This window comes from Methylobacterium sp. E-016, from assembly GCF_022829745.1.
In the GTDB taxonomy this organism is placed as follows: domain Bacteria; phylum Pseudomonadota; class Alphaproteobacteria; order Rhizobiales; family Beijerinckiaceae; genus Methylobacterium.
Window position 1 is genome coordinate 12,193 of sequence record NZ_JAKSYF010000161.1, and the last position, 15,319, is coordinate 27,511.

Annotated in this window: 16 protein-coding genes and 2 pseudogenes; 8 read left to right on the forward strand and 10 right to left on the reverse strand. The window is 66.0% G+C overall.

Going from position 1 to position 15,319, the window contains the following annotated elements:
* Window positions 1-40 precede the first annotated feature (40 nt).
* Both MKK68_RS24470 and MKK68_RS24475 read right to left on the reverse strand, forming a co-directional pair.
* A complete protein-coding gene (locus tag MKK68_RS24470) occupies window positions 41-445 on the reverse strand; it encodes a VOC family protein (RefSeq protein WP_147843978.1) in 405 nt (134 codons plus the stop codon).
* Window positions 442-1,059, reverse strand: a complete 618-nt coding sequence (locus tag MKK68_RS24475; protein ID WP_147727537.1) for a pyridoxamine 5'-phosphate oxidase family protein — start codon at window positions 1,057-1,059, stop codon at window positions 442-444. The genes MKK68_RS24470 and MKK68_RS24475 overlap by 4 nt, the downstream gene beginning before the upstream one ends.
* 80 nt (window positions 1,060-1,139) lie before the next feature.
* On the opposite strand from MKK68_RS24475, the gene MKK68_RS24480 reads away from it, so the two are divergent.
* A complete protein-coding gene (locus MKK68_RS24480; RefSeq protein WP_244033181.1) occupies window positions 1,140-2,030 on the forward strand; it encodes a LysR family transcriptional regulator in 891 nt (296 codons plus the stop codon).
* 106 nt (window positions 2,031-2,136) lie between these two features.
* On the opposite strand, the pseudogene MKK68_RS24485 reads toward MKK68_RS24480, so the two are convergent.
* From MKK68_RS24485 to MKK68_RS24510, 6 genes and pseudogenes are all read right to left on the reverse strand, one after another.
* Window positions 2,137-2,511, reverse strand: a pseudogene (locus tag MKK68_RS24485) (transposase); the annotation flags it as partial.
* A 255-nt stretch (window positions 2,512-2,766) separates the two neighbouring features.
* Window positions 2,767-2,976 carry a hypothetical protein gene (locus MKK68_RS24490; protein WP_147727535.1) on the reverse strand — a complete coding sequence of 70 codons (210 nt, stop codon included), beginning with the start codon at window positions 2,974-2,976 and terminating at the stop codon, window positions 2,767-2,769.
* Between the two features lie 515 nt (window positions 2,977-3,491).
* Window positions 3,492-3,935, reverse strand: a complete 444-nt coding sequence (locus MKK68_RS24495; RefSeq protein ID WP_147843975.1) for a hypothetical protein — start codon at window positions 3,933-3,935, stop codon at window positions 3,492-3,494.
* Window positions 3,932-4,294: an XRE family transcriptional regulator gene (locus MKK68_RS24500; protein ID WP_147843974.1), complete on the reverse strand. Its 363-nt coding sequence runs from the start codon at window positions 4,292-4,294 to the stop codon at window positions 3,932-3,934. Before MKK68_RS24500 ends, MKK68_RS24495 begins: the two co-directional genes overlap by 4 nt.
* Window positions 4,295-4,337: 43 nt before the next feature.
* A complete protein-coding gene (locus MKK68_RS24505; protein WP_244033182.1) occupies window positions 4,338-4,823 on the reverse strand; it encodes a hypothetical protein in 486 nt (161 codons plus the stop codon).
* 230 nt (window positions 4,824-5,053) lie between these two features.
* Window positions 5,054-5,395, reverse strand: a complete 342-nt coding sequence (locus MKK68_RS24510) for a hypothetical protein (protein ID WP_244033183.1) — start codon at window positions 5,393-5,395, stop codon at window positions 5,054-5,056.
* A gap of 548 nt (window positions 5,396-5,943) precedes the next feature.
* Between MKK68_RS24510 and MKK68_RS24515 the strand changes: the two genes are divergently transcribed.
* From MKK68_RS24515 to MKK68_RS24535, 5 genes are all read left to right on the forward strand, one after another.
* Entirely contained in the window at window positions 5,944-7,971 is a 2,028-nt protein-coding gene (locus MKK68_RS24515) for a beta strand repeat-containing protein (RefSeq protein ID WP_244033184.1), read from the forward strand.
* Between the two features lie 65 nt (window positions 7,972-8,036).
* On the forward strand, window positions 8,037-8,435 hold the full coding sequence (csgH, locus tag MKK68_RS24520) for a curli-like amyloid fiber formation chaperone CsgH (RefSeq protein ID WP_244033185.1): 399 nt from the start codon (window positions 8,037-8,039) through the stop codon (window positions 8,433-8,435).
* Window positions 8,420-8,941, forward strand: coding sequence for a hypothetical protein (locus MKK68_RS24525; protein ID WP_244033186.1), 522 nt, complete (start codon window positions 8,420-8,422; stop codon window positions 8,939-8,941). Before csgH ends, MKK68_RS24525 begins: the two co-directional genes overlap by 16 nt.
* 58 nt (window positions 8,942-8,999) lie before the next feature.
* Window positions 9,000-9,278 (forward strand): curli assembly protein CsgF, encoded by a 279-nt coding sequence (locus MKK68_RS24530; protein ID WP_244033187.1) that lies wholly within the window; start codon window positions 9,000-9,002, stop codon window positions 9,276-9,278.
* Between the two features lie 55 nt (window positions 9,279-9,333).
* Complete coding sequence (locus MKK68_RS24535) at window positions 9,334-10,257, forward strand: CsgG/HfaB family protein (RefSeq protein WP_243932423.1); 924 nt, start codon at window positions 9,334-9,336, stop codon at window positions 10,255-10,257.
* A gap of 55 nt (window positions 10,258-10,312) precedes the next feature.
* Here the strand turns inward: MKK68_RS24535 and MKK68_RS24540 are convergent, their stop codons facing one another.
* Complete coding sequence (locus tag MKK68_RS24540; protein WP_243932425.1) at window positions 10,313-10,594, reverse strand: hypothetical protein; 282 nt, start codon at window positions 10,592-10,594, stop codon at window positions 10,313-10,315.
* A gap of 265 nt (window positions 10,595-10,859) precedes the next feature.
* Here MKK68_RS24540 and MKK68_RS24545 point away from each other — a divergent pair, with 265 nt between their 5' ends.
* A complete protein-coding gene (locus MKK68_RS24545; protein ID WP_244033188.1) occupies window positions 10,860-11,744 on the forward strand; it encodes a transglycosylase SLT domain-containing protein in 885 nt (294 codons plus the stop codon).
* A gap of 89 nt (window positions 11,745-11,833) precedes the next feature.
* Window positions 11,834-12,215 (forward strand): annotated as a pseudogene (locus MKK68_RS24550) (integrase core domain-containing protein); the annotation flags it as partial.
* A gap of 779 nt (window positions 12,216-12,994) precedes the next feature.
* Here the strand turns inward: MKK68_RS24550 and MKK68_RS24555 are convergent.
* Window positions 12,995-15,319 (reverse strand): putative bifunctional diguanylate cyclase/phosphodiesterase (locus MKK68_RS24555; protein ID WP_244033189.1); only part of this gene is annotated, 2,325 nt, incomplete at its 5' end.

The window sequence follows — 15,319 nt, forward strand, 5'->3', positions numbered from 1 at the left end:
GGGCGCCGACGTGAAAGCCGGCCTGGCGACAGGAACGGTCCTACGCCGTGGCGAATTCGAGGCGCACGCCGCCCGGCATCGTGCCGATGAAGTGGTGCGTCTCGGACCCCTCCCGCATCGGACCGGGCGCGAACTCGATCGTCGTCCCCGGATGGCCGCGCACCCGGTCGTAGGCGGCGGCGAGCGCCGCGCGGTCGGCGACCTTGAGGGCGAGGTGATGCAGCCCGACGTTGGCGCGGCGGTCGAACGGCACCGCGGCCTCCGGATCGGCGATCCGCCACAGCGTCACGAGGATCGCGCCGTCGGAGACGAACACGGCGGGGTAGGACGGCACGCCGCCGGCGACGCGCCATCCGAGCGCGTCGACGAAGAAGCGCTCGGCGGCGTCGAGGTCCGGCACGGCGAGGCCGACGTGATGCACGCCACGGGTCGACGGCTCGGTCATGCGGAGGCTCCCTTGAGGCGCGCCAGCTCGGCGCGCAGGTTCGCGTTCTCGATGAGCAGCGGCCCGAGCTCGGCCTCGATCTCGGCGCGCGTGAAGCGCGGCGCGATGAATTGCGGGCAGTTCCAGTCGAAGCCGACCACGTCGATCACGAACGCGGCCACGGCCGGCGGCGCCGCGGGATGCGAGACCCGCGCGACGAGATCGGGATCCTCGGCCGCCGCGACGATGCGCGCGTGGCCGATGAGCTTGAGCCGGCGTTGGGCCGGATAGTCCATCGCGAACAGGGCCACCCGGCCGCGCTCGATCACGTTGCCCTGCGAGATGTACTGCCGGTTGCCGGGATAGTCGGCGAATCCGATCCGGTTCTCGCCCAACGACCGGACGAAGCCGGCCGCCCCCCCGCGATGCTGGATGTAGGGCCAGCCCTCGGGGCCGACGCTCGCCAGGTAGACGCTGTCGCGCGCCTGCAGGAAGGCGTGCTCGCGCTCGGTCAGCGCATCGCGCCCGTCGGCGGACGCGGCCTCCCGCCTGGCGTAGCTGGCGCGGGAGCCGGCGCGCGCCTGGAGCGTGCGCGCCGTCTCGCCGAACAGGTGGTGGAAGTAGGTACCGGGCATGCCGGAGAGGTAGCGGCTTCACGCGGCGGCGATAATCCATCACCTTCGCAGTTCAGAATTTCGTTTTCGGGAATGATCGCGTGGACCGCTTCGCGGCGCTGACCACCTTCGTCGCGGTGGCCGAGCGGGGCGGCTTCAAGGCCGCCTCCCGCCACCTCGGCCACTCGCCGCCCGCGGTGACGCGGACCATCGCCGCCCTCGAGCGGCATCTCGGCGTGCCGCTGTTCCGGCGCTCGACCCGCAGCGTGGCGCTGACCGAGGAGGGCGCCGCCCTCCTGGATCGCGCCCGCGAGATCCTGATGCGGCTGCAGGATGCCGAGCACGTCGTGATGGGGCGCCAGGCGGCGCCGCACGGCGAGCTGCAGATCACGGCGCCGGTCGTCTTCGGCCGCCTGCACGTCCTCCCCGTGGTGGCGGACCTGCTCGCCCGGCACCGGCCGGTGTCGGCGCGCCTGATGCTGCTCGACCGGAACATCCGGCTGGTCGAGGAGGGGATCGACGTGGCGGTCCGCATCGGCGAGCCGCGCGACAGCCGCCTCAGGTCGGTCGCCATCGGCACGGTGCGGCAGGTCATCGTCGCGAGCCCGGCCTACTGCGCCGCGCGCGGGCGGCCGGCCGACCCGAAGGCGCTCGCCGAGCACGACATCATCGCCGGCGACAACGTCCGAACCGGCTCGCACTGGCGCTTCGGCCCGCGGTCGCAGGGCGTCGCCGTCGCGCCGCGGCTGACCGTGACCTCGATCGATGCCCAGCTGGCCGCCGCCGCGGCCGGGCTCGGGCTCGCGAACGTCCTCAGCTACCAGGCGGCCGAGGGCCTCGCCGCGGGCCGATTGTGCAGCGTGCTCGACGCGCACGCGCCGCCGCCCGTGCCGATCCACCTGCTGTTCGACGCCAGCCGCGCGCACCTGCCGAGCGTCCGCCTGTTCATCGAGGCCATGCGCGCCCGCGCGCGGAGCGGCGCCTGGGGGTGAGTCCGGAGGCCGCCCGGACCGCGTCGTCCGTCGTTTGAAGTCTTTGAGCTGACCGCAGGACCGTGGCTCGAACGCGCCCCGAGGAATCAGAGCCCCGCAAAGCGCATCGAAGACCTGAGCGGCCGGCCTGGGCGAGCCCCGTCCTCCGGAAGTGGATGCGGCAGTGCTACCAGGTTGCGCTCATCACCTGGGCCACCGATGCCTTGATGCCCTCGTGGGCGTCCGAGATCACCGGCTTGACCGCGCGCAGCCCCCGCCGGGCGAGCTTGCGGAAGGCTGTCCCGAACGTCTCGGCCTCGGAGGGGCCGACATCCATGCCGCGCACCTCGCGCCGGCCGTCGGTGCTCACGATCACCGCCGCCGAGGCGATCAAGAAAGCCGGGAAGCACGAGCCCCTCCGCAGCTTCGAAATGCGCAGTTCGACGGTCCCGGCCCGCGTCTGCCAGTCCCGGTCACGATAGCCGTTGCGCTGGACCAGCCGCACACCCCGATGGTTCCGAGTGCCCTGCTCGGCAGGGATCCTCGGCGATCTTCGCGCCGCCGGCGTGCGGCCGTCCCCGCTCGCCATCCTGTGCGAGGCGACCGACGACAGACCGACCGATGCGGACCGTGAGCATCCTGGTCAACGAACTCGCTGCCGGCCCTGGGCTCGATCACGTCGCATGACGACCGGCGCCATCGAGAGGAAGGCCGCGACGACGGCCCTGACTCCGAATCGGAAGTCAGGGCCCGGAGCTTATCGCAGCGTCGGCGACTCACCGGTCTTGAGATGACGCTCGTCCCCCTCCGGTCCGCCGAGCGACACGTGCGAGTTCAGTCGATCGAGGTGCTCGAAGACGTGCTCGAAGGCATTCGTCACGGCCTGCTCGAAGGAGCCGTCGCCTTTGCCCTGCGCGGCCTTCAGAGCGCTGAGCAGTTCCTGATGCTTGTGGGTGTCGCTCGACATGCTGCTCTCCCGCCGGACCTCATGCCGGCAGGAAGGCCAAGCCCTGCAGATGATCGCGGTTCCCCGTCACGGTGCACGACCAAGCCGTCGCCGACCTCATCGAGCAAGACCCTCGACCACAGCAAGAGAGGAGTAGGCGCAGAAGGCTGGGACCGTGGGGAGGAAAAACCGCGATCGGGGTCATTCGGAGTGCGTGCGCGCGCCGGGATCGAGGTTTTGGCCAGCCCTTGATGTCGGGTCCGCATCCCGATCCCCTTCTGAGATCGTGGATTGGAGGGCCGAGAAATGGCTCAGGACACCGCTCGAAGACCAACGCCTCGTATCGGGAAGGACCGCGGTGCTCCGTCGCCGCATCGAGGCCGCGAGCATCGATCCTGACTTGGTCGATCCGCGGGAAATTCCGCCCGGCATCGCGATCGACAAGTCCGCCACGGCCTTCCATGAAGAACCTGGGCCAGAGCGCATCCCTGGCAGCATGGTGCTCAACCATATCACCACGCCGTGGGATCAAACACCTAGTCTGCGACGACCACCCTCAACGATCCGAGGCTGAGTTCTTCCGCCATGTCGCCCAGGACGGCGCGGACGCTGATGAGGCCCGTGCTCAAGATTTCGAAGGGCGAGAGGATCAGGCTCGCCGACGCCACGATGTATCGCGGCGCCGTGCTGCCGGATTCGAGCGCGGAGACGAGCTTCCGCTGCTCGGCGATGGGCGGCGTCTCCACCGGCTCCTCAATGATCGGATCCTCGAGGCCGGGCACGTAGCAGCGTAGCAGGACGGAGGAGAGCGGGTGCTCGGCCGACGAGATCACATGCGTATGGATGCAGAACTTCGGCAGGATGAACGGCATGTCCGGAGAGGCGAACATGACCGAATTGTAGCACCCGATGAAACTCAGCTTTCCGCCCACCTCGTTACGAATGTCGTCGCAGAAGATCGAGAATCCATGGCGCTTCATGTGGAGGCGCTTTTCTGCCTCGCCTGCCGAGGTCGCACGTGGATCTGGCGGCTGGGCGGCAGCGTCGACGTCAGGGTGCGCGAAACGCCGACCAGGGTCGGTGCGCGAGACATCGCCGTGGACACTTCCGGGGGAGAGTTCTGGCCCGCCTGCCGCTCGACCTTGCGGATCTCGAAGACGATCTCGCGATCCAGGGCCCAAGCCAGATCGGCGATCAGTCGAAGCGAGAGCTGCTGATGCCCGGAAAGCTGGCCGTTGATGACCGAGCGCTCGAGAAGGAGCTTGTCGGCGACGGATTGGATGGAGGCGCCCGATGCCGTGCGTTCTTCCAGCAAGGCCTGGAGCAGCTCGCTGCGCACGCGACCGATCAGGCGTCCCGCCGATCGGGACCGGCCGTTGGTCCTAAAATGATATGACGTCACTCGGCGCCCCCCCCATCCCGCAAAGATCTTCTTTGATCCCCATCTCGCGTCGCATCCGCCGAATTTCGAGGCGATAGCCGCGATAGAGATCATGATCTTTTACGCGATCAGCAAAATCTCCAAAAACACACACGAAGCAGTCTCTTGCCGGGAACCAGCCGAATATTCGAACGTCTACGGTCTTTAATTCCCATACAGGATTTTTTTCGACTTTGACACAACGAAATTCCCGGCGATGAGCCAGGAAGCCGCCCGTCGAATATCGGTGAAAGAGGTCGTCGATCTGTTCGAGTGGTGTCGTTTCGGCTCCGCTTGGCGACGGTTCTTGCTGGCGTACTTGCCCATCTAGCCATCGCACGAAGTCTTGGGTGCCGAACAGCCGCCTGTTCGGCAGTTCGCGTGGACCAAGGACGGCTTCTAGCCGCACAATCCCTGGGTCTGCAAGAAGGTTCTCAAGCGTGTCCACCTGAATCACACGTTTCGCGAAAATCGCATTGATTTAGCTTGGGGAACGCCGCCTACACGAGCCGCGATCTTCAGACGCCGGGAATCCGCTCCGCACTCTAGCGTGGATGTGGAAGGTCCGAAGCGCGTTTGACGACCGTTGCCCCGAGACGGCCATCAAACGGAATAGGTCGCATCAAGTCACGATTCGGACGGACGAAATCGTCGATACACGATCGTGGTCATGAAATCTCAGCGCGAGCGGCCGGTCTGCGAGATCACGGCGACATTGCCCTGCCCTTGCTGATAGAGCGCGGCGACGTTTCCCATGCCGGTCTGCGAGACCATGCCATTGTTATAGCTTCCGATCTGCGCGACCTGCGCCGTGTTGCCTGCCTGCCGGCTCGCGGCGGTGGCCTGGGCGGAGGCGAGGGTCACGGGCGCGGCCAGGAGCGGGCTTGCCGGGAGTCGCACGGGGACGTCGCCGGCCTGGGCGATCGCGGCCTGTTGAACATAGGCCTCGGCGGCAAGGATCGGGGTCGCACCGGGGATGGTCAATGCAGCGAACGTTGCGACTTGCGCGAAGCGGATCATGTCTCGGCCCCCTCTACGATTCGGGATTCCCGTGTAGGGCCAATTCGTGATCGCCCCATTAACCAGCCTGGTCGCGACGCCGCCCTCGGTGTCTCGGCCAGGGGCCTCGAGAGCGGCCGCTCCGAGCAGGGACCGCACGGAACGATAAATGCGGATCTTTCGCCCGCGCTGCGACGCGAGGGGGCAATCGATCGCCGCCCCATCGAGTTCGTCTCGCGATGCCAGAGAAACGGATGGCCGAATCGGCATCGCTCAGGGGCCGATATGTCCGCCAAATACCATCGCATCAACTATCTCGGAGTTGCGGCGGCGGGCGGCAGCCTGAAATACCTCAATCCCCATTCTTCCAGGCCCTCGCCGCAGTCGCGCGATCGTCGAAGAAGCGTGGAACGAAGGAGGATGTGCATTGTTAACTGAATTTTAACAGCCTCACTTGCCGTTGATTCGTTAACGTGACATTAAATCGATCCGAGTGCAGCGAATCGTTCGATGCTCCACAGTGGTTGCAACTTCAAAGCGACCCGCCCGGATAGAGTAGGCATCTCCAAATGAAGACGTCAGCAGCGTTGGTGCTCGTTCTCGCGAGCTCCACGGCCGTTTTCGCGGCCGATAACGAGTCGTTCATCGCGCAGGTCGGCGCCTACAACGAGGCGCTCTCGGGCCAGGCCGGCGGCAACAACACGCAGAGCACGGTCCAGGCCGGCGTCAAGAACCGGGCCCTGACCTCGCAGGCGAACGCCAAGAGCACCCAGAACAAGTCCGGCATCGTCCAGCTCGGGGCCCGAAACAACGCCGTCGTCGGCCAGACGAACGGCAACAACACCCAGAGCGCGCTTCAGGTCGGCGCCGGCAACGTCAACGTCACCGCCCAGACCGGCGGCGCCAAGGGCGCGAACGACTCCACCTCGGCTCAGTTCGGCCTCGGCAACGGCACCCTGGTCGGGCAGTCGGCCGGCAACAACACCCAGCGCAGCCTCCAGATCGGTGCCGTCAACTCGGCCGTGATCGGTCAGACCGGCGGAACCTTCGGCGAGAATACGTCGACCACCACGCAGATCGGTCTCGGCAACGGTGCCCTCGTCGGCCAGGCCGGCGGCAACAACACCCAGCAGACGCTGCAGGTCGGTGTCCGCAACGTCGCCGTCTCGGGTCAGACCGGCGGCAGCGCAGGCACCAACACCTCCACCACCGGCCAGTTCGGCACCGGCAACACCGCCCTCGTCGGACAGACCGACGGCAACAACACCCAGACCGCCCTGCAGGTCGGCGCCGGCAACTCGGTGGTATCCTCGCAGACCAAGGCCGGCACCGGCGCGGCCTCGAACGCCTCGCTCGTCCAGCAGTTCGGCTTCGCCAACGGCGCCGTCATCGGCCAGACCAACGGCGCTAACGCCCAGGACACGCTGCAGGTCGGCGCCGGCAACATGACCGTGCTCGCCCAGACCGGCGGCAAGTACGGCACGAACCTGTCGACCACCTCGCAGTTCGGCGTGAAGAACGATGCCGTCATCGGCCAGACCGGCGGCGGCAACCGTCAGGACACGCTGCAGGTCGGTGCCGGCAACATGACGGCGCTCGCCCAGACCGGCGGCAAGTACGGCACGAACCTGTCGACCACCTCGCAGTTCGGCGTGAAGAACGGCGCCGCCATCAGCCAGGACGGCGGCAACAACAGCCAGGGCACGCTCCAGGTCGGCGCCGGCAACTCCGCCGTCGTCGCTCAGAAGAGCGCCACCGCCGGCAGCAACAGCTCCGACATCGCCCAGTTCGGCGCCAACAACGGCGCCCTCGTCGGGCAGACCGACGGCAACAACGCCCAGAGCACGCTCCAGGTCGGCGTCGGCAACTTCGCCCTGACCAACCAGAGCGGTGGCGCCAAGTCGCGCGCGAACGCCTCCACCACGGAGCAGTTCGGCCTCGGCAACGTCTCGCTCGCCACCCAGACCGGCGGCAACAACGGCCAGGACACCCTCCAGGTCGGCGTCGACAACGTCTCGGTCACAGCTCAGGCCAGCAAACTCAAGGGCTTTACCAACACCGCTGCCACCACGCAGATCGGCGGCGGCAACAATGCCCTGACCTCGCAGAAGGGCGTCAGCCTCCTGCCGACCTCCAACAACTCGACGGTCGCTCAGATCGGCTCGCAGAACACCGCGATCGTCGGCCAGGAGAACGGCTCGAACCTGCAGGGCACCGTCCAGCTCGGCTCCAAGAACAGCGCCGTCACCAGCCAGAGCAACAATTCGCTGGCTCTCAATGGCAACGGCGCCGCCACGCTGCAGATCGGCGCGAAGAACAAGGCGCTGACCGCCCAGGGCACCACCATCGCCAATCCGCTGGCCGATGGCATCGGTATCAATGGCTCGCTCATCGTGCAGGCCGGCTACAACAACACCGCCAATGCGTTCCAGACCACCGGCCCGCAGAACATGATCGGTGCCAACACCCAGCAGACGGTGCAGGTCGGTGCGGCCAACTACGCGATGACCTCGCAGTCCAGCGCCGGCAACGTCTCCAACAGCTCCGTCACCGCTCAGTTCGGCTACCGCAACACCGCCGTGACCGTGCAGCGCTAAGTCCCGGAAGGCGGCAGGCCGAACAAGCCTGCCGCCTCTCTTTCTCCAGATCGAGAGCAGACCGCATGCGGCGCGCAGCATCGCCGATCCGGGGTCTCGTGCGCGCAGCGCTCCTCTGCCTTGCTGGTTGCCTCGGGACCCATCCGGCCTTCTCGATGCCCAGGGCCACGGCCTCCATCGCGGGCGTGGCCTGCACCGTCGAAGCCGAACCGACCTCGCAATTCCTCCGCCTCCAGGCGCTCGCCAGAGCCGACCGCGATCTTCAAGTTCAGTATTCGCTCTTCGTCTCGAAGGAGAGCGAGACCGGAACCAGCCGGAATGTCCAGAGCGGCGCCTTCGCGCTCTCGGCGAATTCGGAAACCGTCCTGTCGACCCTGACCTTGGATCGCTCGGCACTCGGGCACTACGAGGCGAAACTGGTCCTCACGTGGGATCAAGGAAGCATCTCATGCCACTCGCCCTGACCCTCGGGCTCACCCACGCGATCCGTCGCATCGCCACGGCGAGCGCATCCGTCGCCATCTGCGCCGCCCTCGCATCCGTCCCGGCCCGGGCCGAATCGGCCTACGTGGCGCAGGCAGCCATCGGCGCCTCGGTCCCGGTCCAGGCCTTCGGGTCGACCAACGGCGCCGCGACCCCGTTCGCTCGGTCGCCGGCGATCCCCGCGCCGATGGCGACGCCCGAGATGGCCGCCGCGCGCGGGTCCGGCCAGGTCGCGCAGACCCTGCAGATCGGCAACAACAACCACGTGGCTCATCTGCAGACAGGAACGGGAAATCAATCGACTGCCGGCATCATCGGCAACCTGAATCAGGTTGGCGTGTTGCAGGCAGGCAACAATCTTCACTCCAACATTGTGCTACTTGGAACTCAAGGATTGAATGTCGGTGTAATTCAGCCTCAAGGGTCTATTCCGGTTAATATGTTGATTGCGCGCCTTCCGAATGGAGGCTTGTTGATTAAGCGTTAACTCGCATGACCCTAGATGATCTGAAATATCGCAGTGAGGGGCCGATGAAATTTTAGCCTTGGCAGTTGCTTCGCTCCTGTGCGGAACCCTTGCGAGCGCGCCCGGATCGGCGACCGAGCAGCTCTATCGCCCGGTGAGCCCGACCTTCGGCGGCAATCCGCTCAACGGAACCTTTCTCCTGTCGACCGCGCAGGCGCAGGGCGCGGGCGCGAAATCCGGCCAGAACTCCCCGGATCTCTCCGGGCTCAACGAAGCGCTGAGCAAATTGGGCGGCTCGAACAGCGTGGCCACGCCCACCATCATCATCAACGGAACCGCTATCCCCGCGAACCCGTGATCGATCAGCTCGATCGCAGGACAACGACAAGAAGACGCGCAGGGGCTCGAGGCGAATGTTCACACTTCTAAAGCGCGTCGCGGTCGCCGCGGCTTTCGCGCCCGCCCTCGCGGGCTGCGTTGCGCTGACCGGATCGGCGCTCGATCCCGCGACCCAGCCGGCCGCCCTCGTGGCCGACACCAAGACCGGAATCATCCTCGAGAGGCTGCCGCCCCCGGTCCAGGCGCTGGATGTGGCGGTCTACAGTTTCCCGGACCTGACCGGACAGAACAAGCCGAACGACAACTTCGCGGAGTTCTCGCGTGCGACGACACAAGGCGGCGCACCGATCCTGACCGACGTGCTGGTGAAGGCCGGCGGCGGCCGCTGGTTCAACGTTGCCGAGCGCAACGAGCTCGCCGCTCTCCTCCAGGAGCGGCAGATCATCCAGAACACCCGCACCGCGGTGGAGGGTGACAAGTCCAAGGGGCTGCCACCGCTGCGCTTCGCCGGCGTCACGCTCCAGGGCGGCATCATCGGCTACGATTCGAACGAGACCACGGGCGGAATCGGCGCGAACTACCTCGGGATCGGCGGCAACGCGCAGTACCGGCAGGACATCGTCACCGTGGCCCTTCGCGCCGTCAGCGTTCAGACCGGCCGCGTCCTCGCCTCGGTGACCACGACGAAGACCATCTACTCGGTGCTGGTGAACGGAACCGCGTTCAAGTTCGCGGCGGTGGACCATCTGCTCCAGGCCGAAGCCGGCTTCACCAAGAATTCGCCCACGACCCTGGCCGTTCGGGAAGGCGTTCAGCTGGCGGTCTACTCGCTCATCTTCGAGGGCGTGAAGAACAAGCTCTGGAAATTCAAGGATGCCGAGGCCGGCGAGGCGTTCTTGCGGGCCCTGGAGGACCAGCGTCGCGCGGTCGATTTCGCCGTGACGGAGCCGGGATCGCCCGAGGCCGTGTCACCGGTCGCCCTCGCGGCGAAGGGGTGACGCCGTCGCCGCGCGGGCTCGCCCGCCGTCAGGCACGATGGATGCGGACCGGATGTCAGCGGGTTACGGGACGGCTCTGCTGGGTTGCGGTGTAGCAGGCCGGGGATTCGGAGTTCTGGCCGTTGCAGGTGACCGGCGCGGAGGGCCCGCGGACATTGGCGCTCTTCGCCTCGCCTTCGGGGATCGGCTGGGCCGGCGATCGCGAGCGCTCGGGAACCTGCTGGATCCGGGCCTCGGACGATTGCTCGATCGACGGGCGCGCGGGCGAGCCACGGTGAGGACGAACCTGCTCTCCTGCGATGACGGTCGTCGACACGCAAACCACCGCGAGCGCCATCCAAGGTCTCAACATGGTCGATCTCTTCCCTGGACGCGACATTGCTTCTCGAAACCTCGATCACGCGGATCAACTCTCGACAGGGCATCGCGTTTCCTGCGGTCCCGTCAAGCATGAATCTCGGGAAAGCCCGTCCCATCGCGCTTCGGTGCCGTCACCGCACAGGATCCGTCAAACGCTCGGAGCCTTCGCTGTCCTCCCGCCTCCGGCTGGGCATGGTTCTCGGCCCGATCGAGCAGGCGTTTTGATGTCGGACGGATCGGCCATGCGGTTCGCGGCCCGCCTGCGGACCTTCGTCGTGCTTGCCCTGCTTTGCGCGGCTTCGTCCGACCTCGCCCGGGCGGGGCAGAGCCCCGTTCAGGATGGGCCGGGCGGTGAGGCGGTCGCGGTCCAGTTGCGCGAAGGAGCCACCATCCCCCTCGTGCTGAAGGTCCTGAGGAGGCCGGTGCAGGCACCGCAGGCCGACACCGCGCCGCACGATGTGGCGGGGGTCAAACGCATCGCGCGCGAAGCCGCCGCCGCCCACTCCGTGCCGGTCGATTACTTCCTGCGCCTGATCAAGCAGGAAAGCGGTTTCAATCATCGCGCGGTCAGCCGCGCCGGCGCCCAGGGGATCGCGCAGTTCATGCCCGGCACGGCAGCCGACCGCGGGCTGAAGAATCCCTTCGACCCGGCTGAGGCCCTGCCGAAATCGGCCGCCTTCCTCAGCGACCTCACCCGGCAATTCGGGAATATCGGCCTTGCCGCCGCCGCCTATAACGGCGGCCCGACGCGGGTTGCGAACTGGCTCGCTGGCCGCGGCGGCCTGCCCATGGAAACCCGAAGCTACGTCCTGGCGATCACCGGTCGGACGGCGGAGGAATGGGCACCGCCCGGTGCCAAACTCCTCGGAGGCGACACGCGCTCCGGCATTCTCCGAAAGGAAGCCGCGATGCGCGCCTCAGCCTACAAGGCGAAGAATTGGGAACTCGAGCTCCTCGAATCGTTGACCAACCGAACGACACCCATCCAACCCGGAAAATCACCTGCAGGATCGAAATTCGCGAATCTGATGTCGTCAGCTCGATCCGGGAAACGCGTCACCCGCGTTTCGACGACGATGGCGGAACGTGCCCTGTGCCCGAGTTGCCTGATCCAAGGCAGTTACTGATTTGGCGTGCGCTCCTGTCGAAGAGGTAAGCGGATCTCGAAGGCATCGAAGGAGCAGTTTCGAAAACTCGATCCGCTCCACCACATGCCAGAACCACACATATCCGGTCCTACGACTTCGTCGAGCATCGTACGCACAGGGGTCGCAAGCACCGAACGCTGAACGTGGCGGCGGGCCCAAGGATCGCGCAGCGCGCCCACCCGCAGGCGCCTGCTCAACCGGATCACTCGCAAGCTCCAGGCGGTAGACGTGATCGACGTGCTCTCGGACTTGTTCGGTTTAGATTGGGCACCCCATCAAATCCGCCCGGGCAACGGGCTGGAATTGATCGACAAAGCGGTTCAGGACTGGATCGCAGCGGTCGGCTCGCGGGCAGCCTGCATCGAGTCGGGCGGTCCCTGGGAAAACGGCTATTGCGAAAGCTCCAACGCGAAGCTCCGCGACGAGTGCCTGAACGGCGAGGTGATCTTCGCCACAGCGTCGCGACCGACCTGCGCGAGCTCGGAAATACGGATCGGGAGATCGCCGATATCTTGGGCCAACGCACGGCCTACGCGACGCCGACGTACCACCGACATGAAACGGTCGAACGCACGCGTGATCGGCGATCTGCACGGGGAAGACCGTTCCGAAGAAAAGTCAAACCTGCCGCCGTAGGCGCTCGTCGTTGAAGCTAAGTCGTTGAAAATTCATTGGCTGGGGGACCTGGATCCTGTCCCTCGCAACAGTCACAGAAAATCTCTAGTCTTGTCAGACGTTTAGCTGGCCCGTCGCCAGGGGAAATGTAGCAGCCTTTTGGACTGCTCGGCAAGCTGGATGCCTCGTTTCATTTCGCAGACGGTAAGCGTTTGAGGGGAGTCGCGGAGACCAATCTACGGAATTGCCCCCGCCCCCAGCTCGGCCTGGACCTGATGCAGGTAGAGCTAGTAGTCGAAATCTGACGGAAGGAACTCATGCCCTGGGTCAGCTTCCGACCTCTTGCCGACCCTCGTGACGTCCGCTCTCAGGCTGTTGAGGTGGAGGCCAACGACTGGGTTGGGTGGTGAGCAGCCTTTGGACTTTCGGCTAGAACCGGACATTCTGCCTACAATTCATGGCAGCCGTTTGAATTGCTGTTGGCTGTTCCCGAAAGCAGCCATTCGTCGGCAGGCCGGCAATCTCAGATCTGCGTGGCTTCGCGACGTGAACCGTCACTTAGAAGCAAGCGCTGGGTGCACTTCGGAAACAGTGCGACGAACGTCAGCGATTGCTCAAGCCGCGGCCTTCATGCCCGTCAGGAAACTGAGGAACTCGGCATGGGGCAGCGGACGGCTGACGTGATAGCCTTGAACCTGGCTGCATTGGGCCTCGGCGACGAACGCGTACTGTTCCGCCGTCTCCACACCTTCGACGGTGGTCGTCATACCCAGGCACGCGCCCATGGTGATGATGGCCCGGACGATCGCCGCACTCTCCGTATCCTCAGGCAGGAGACGAACGAAGGAACGATCGATCTTGATCTTCGAGAACGGGAAGCGGCGCAGATAGCTGAGTGAGGAATACCCGGTCCCGAAGTCGTCCATCGCGAGGCTGACACCAAGCGCCTTGAGCTTCGTGAGCATCGAAAGGGTCCGTTCCTCGTCGTCGAGCATGACGCCTTCCGTGATTTCGAGTTCGAGACGGCCCGCCTCAAGCCCGGTCGCTTTGAGGGTCGCAGCGACCGTTTCCGCGAGACGGTCGTCGCGGAACTGAACGGGCGAGAGATTGACCGCCACCTTGATCGAGCTGGACCACGTCGACGCCTGCGTACAAGCCGTTCGCAGCACCCAGGCACCCAGGTGCAAGATGAGGCCGGTCTCCTCGGCCAGGGGGATGAACTCGATCGGCGGAATGAGGCCGCGTACAGGGTGACGCCAGCGGACCAGAGCTTCTGCTGCGGTCACTACCCCCGTCTCGGCATCGACGAGCGGCTGGTAGTGGACCTCGAACTCGCCGACCTCGAGGGCGCGGCGCATGTCGGCTTCCAAACGGATGCGCGCCTGCATGCGTTCGGCAAGCGCCGGCTCGAACAGGCAAAAAGACCCCTTGCCCTCACCCTTGACCTTGTAGAGGGCGAAATCGGCATTGCGGAGCAGTTCCTCGGGTTGGCTGCCGTTCAGCGGAGCCATCGCGATACCGATGCTAACGCCGACATGAACCAGCTGCCCGTCGAGCAGGAAGGGTCGATCGATCGCCTCCACGAGGGCGACCGCGAGGGATTCCACAGACGCGACGCCGACGGAGCCCAGAAGCAGGATGGCGAACTCGTCCCCGCCGAGACGTGCCACGATGTTGGTTTCGCCGACGACGGCTTGCAGCCGCGCGGCGACCTTACGCAGGAGGTCGTCGCCCATGCCGTGACCGAGCGTATCGTTGACGAACTTGAACCGATCGAGATCGAGCATCAGCACGGCGAAGCCGCCTTCCCCGTTCCGCAAGGTCGCGGAATGGTGGGTCAGCAGGTCGCCGAAGCGAGCCCGGTTGGGCAACCCAGTCACGGTGTCCGTAAAGGCGAGCGTCCGGAGCCGTGCTTCCGATTGCAGGCGCTCCCGTTGGTCCCGGAAGGCGATCACGGTCTGGCGCTTGTGGCCGAGTGAGATGTCTTTCCGTACGACGCGGACCGGGACATGCCCACCCGCGGCGTCGACGAGCTCGACTTCGCGTTCCTCGTGTTCCGGGAGGTCGCCCAGCACCAGTCCGGGGAGCAGGCGTTTCACGTTGCACCCGACCAACTGTGCCTGAGTCAGGCCGGACATCTCTTCAAGGCTACGATTGGCCGTCGTCACGACTTCGCCGTCGCATACGGCGAGGCCTTCGAGCGAAAGGCTTGCCAGCTCCCGCAGACGCGCGCTGTCCCTGCGCAGCTGCGCCCGGGCATTCAAGGCGGACCGCAAGCCGAAGAAGGCGAGGCTGAGCAGGCCGAACGAGACGAGCGCGATGATCGGGGCGATCGTCTCCGGGGCGATGGCGGAGGCGGGCAATGCCACCTGAGGGTCGTAGGCGATGGTGACCGCGGTCATACCGGCGAGATGCAGGACCACGATCGAACCGAACAGCAGGGGGCCGGCGAAACGTCGGCGGGAGCGATCGCGCTCACCCGCCATGATCAGGGCGAGGCCGGAAAGACCGAGGCTCAGGAGCACGGATGGGGCGATGAAGCCCCAGTCCCAGGTGACGTGCCCCGTCACCCGATATGACGCCTGTCCGACGTAATGGAGGGCGGTGACGCCCGAACCCAGGATGACGCCTGCCACGAAGCGGGGCGCACGCGCGCGCTGGCCGATGGAGAGGCCGACCCCGGTGCCGATCCCCCCGATCACGAGGAACAGCGAGACTGCCGTCAGGATCGGTTCGAAGCCGGCCGCCATGCCGGGTCGATAGGCGAGCAGGGCGATCATGTGGGTCGCCCACGCGGTACAGCCGGCGGCGACGATACTGACGATGCCCCATTTGCGCCGAGCTACGCCTTCCGAACGCGCCGCATGAGCGGCGATGGCGGATGAGGCGTAGATGCCGACGCTGCATACGACTGCGGCCAACAGCAACAGCTGCTCGTC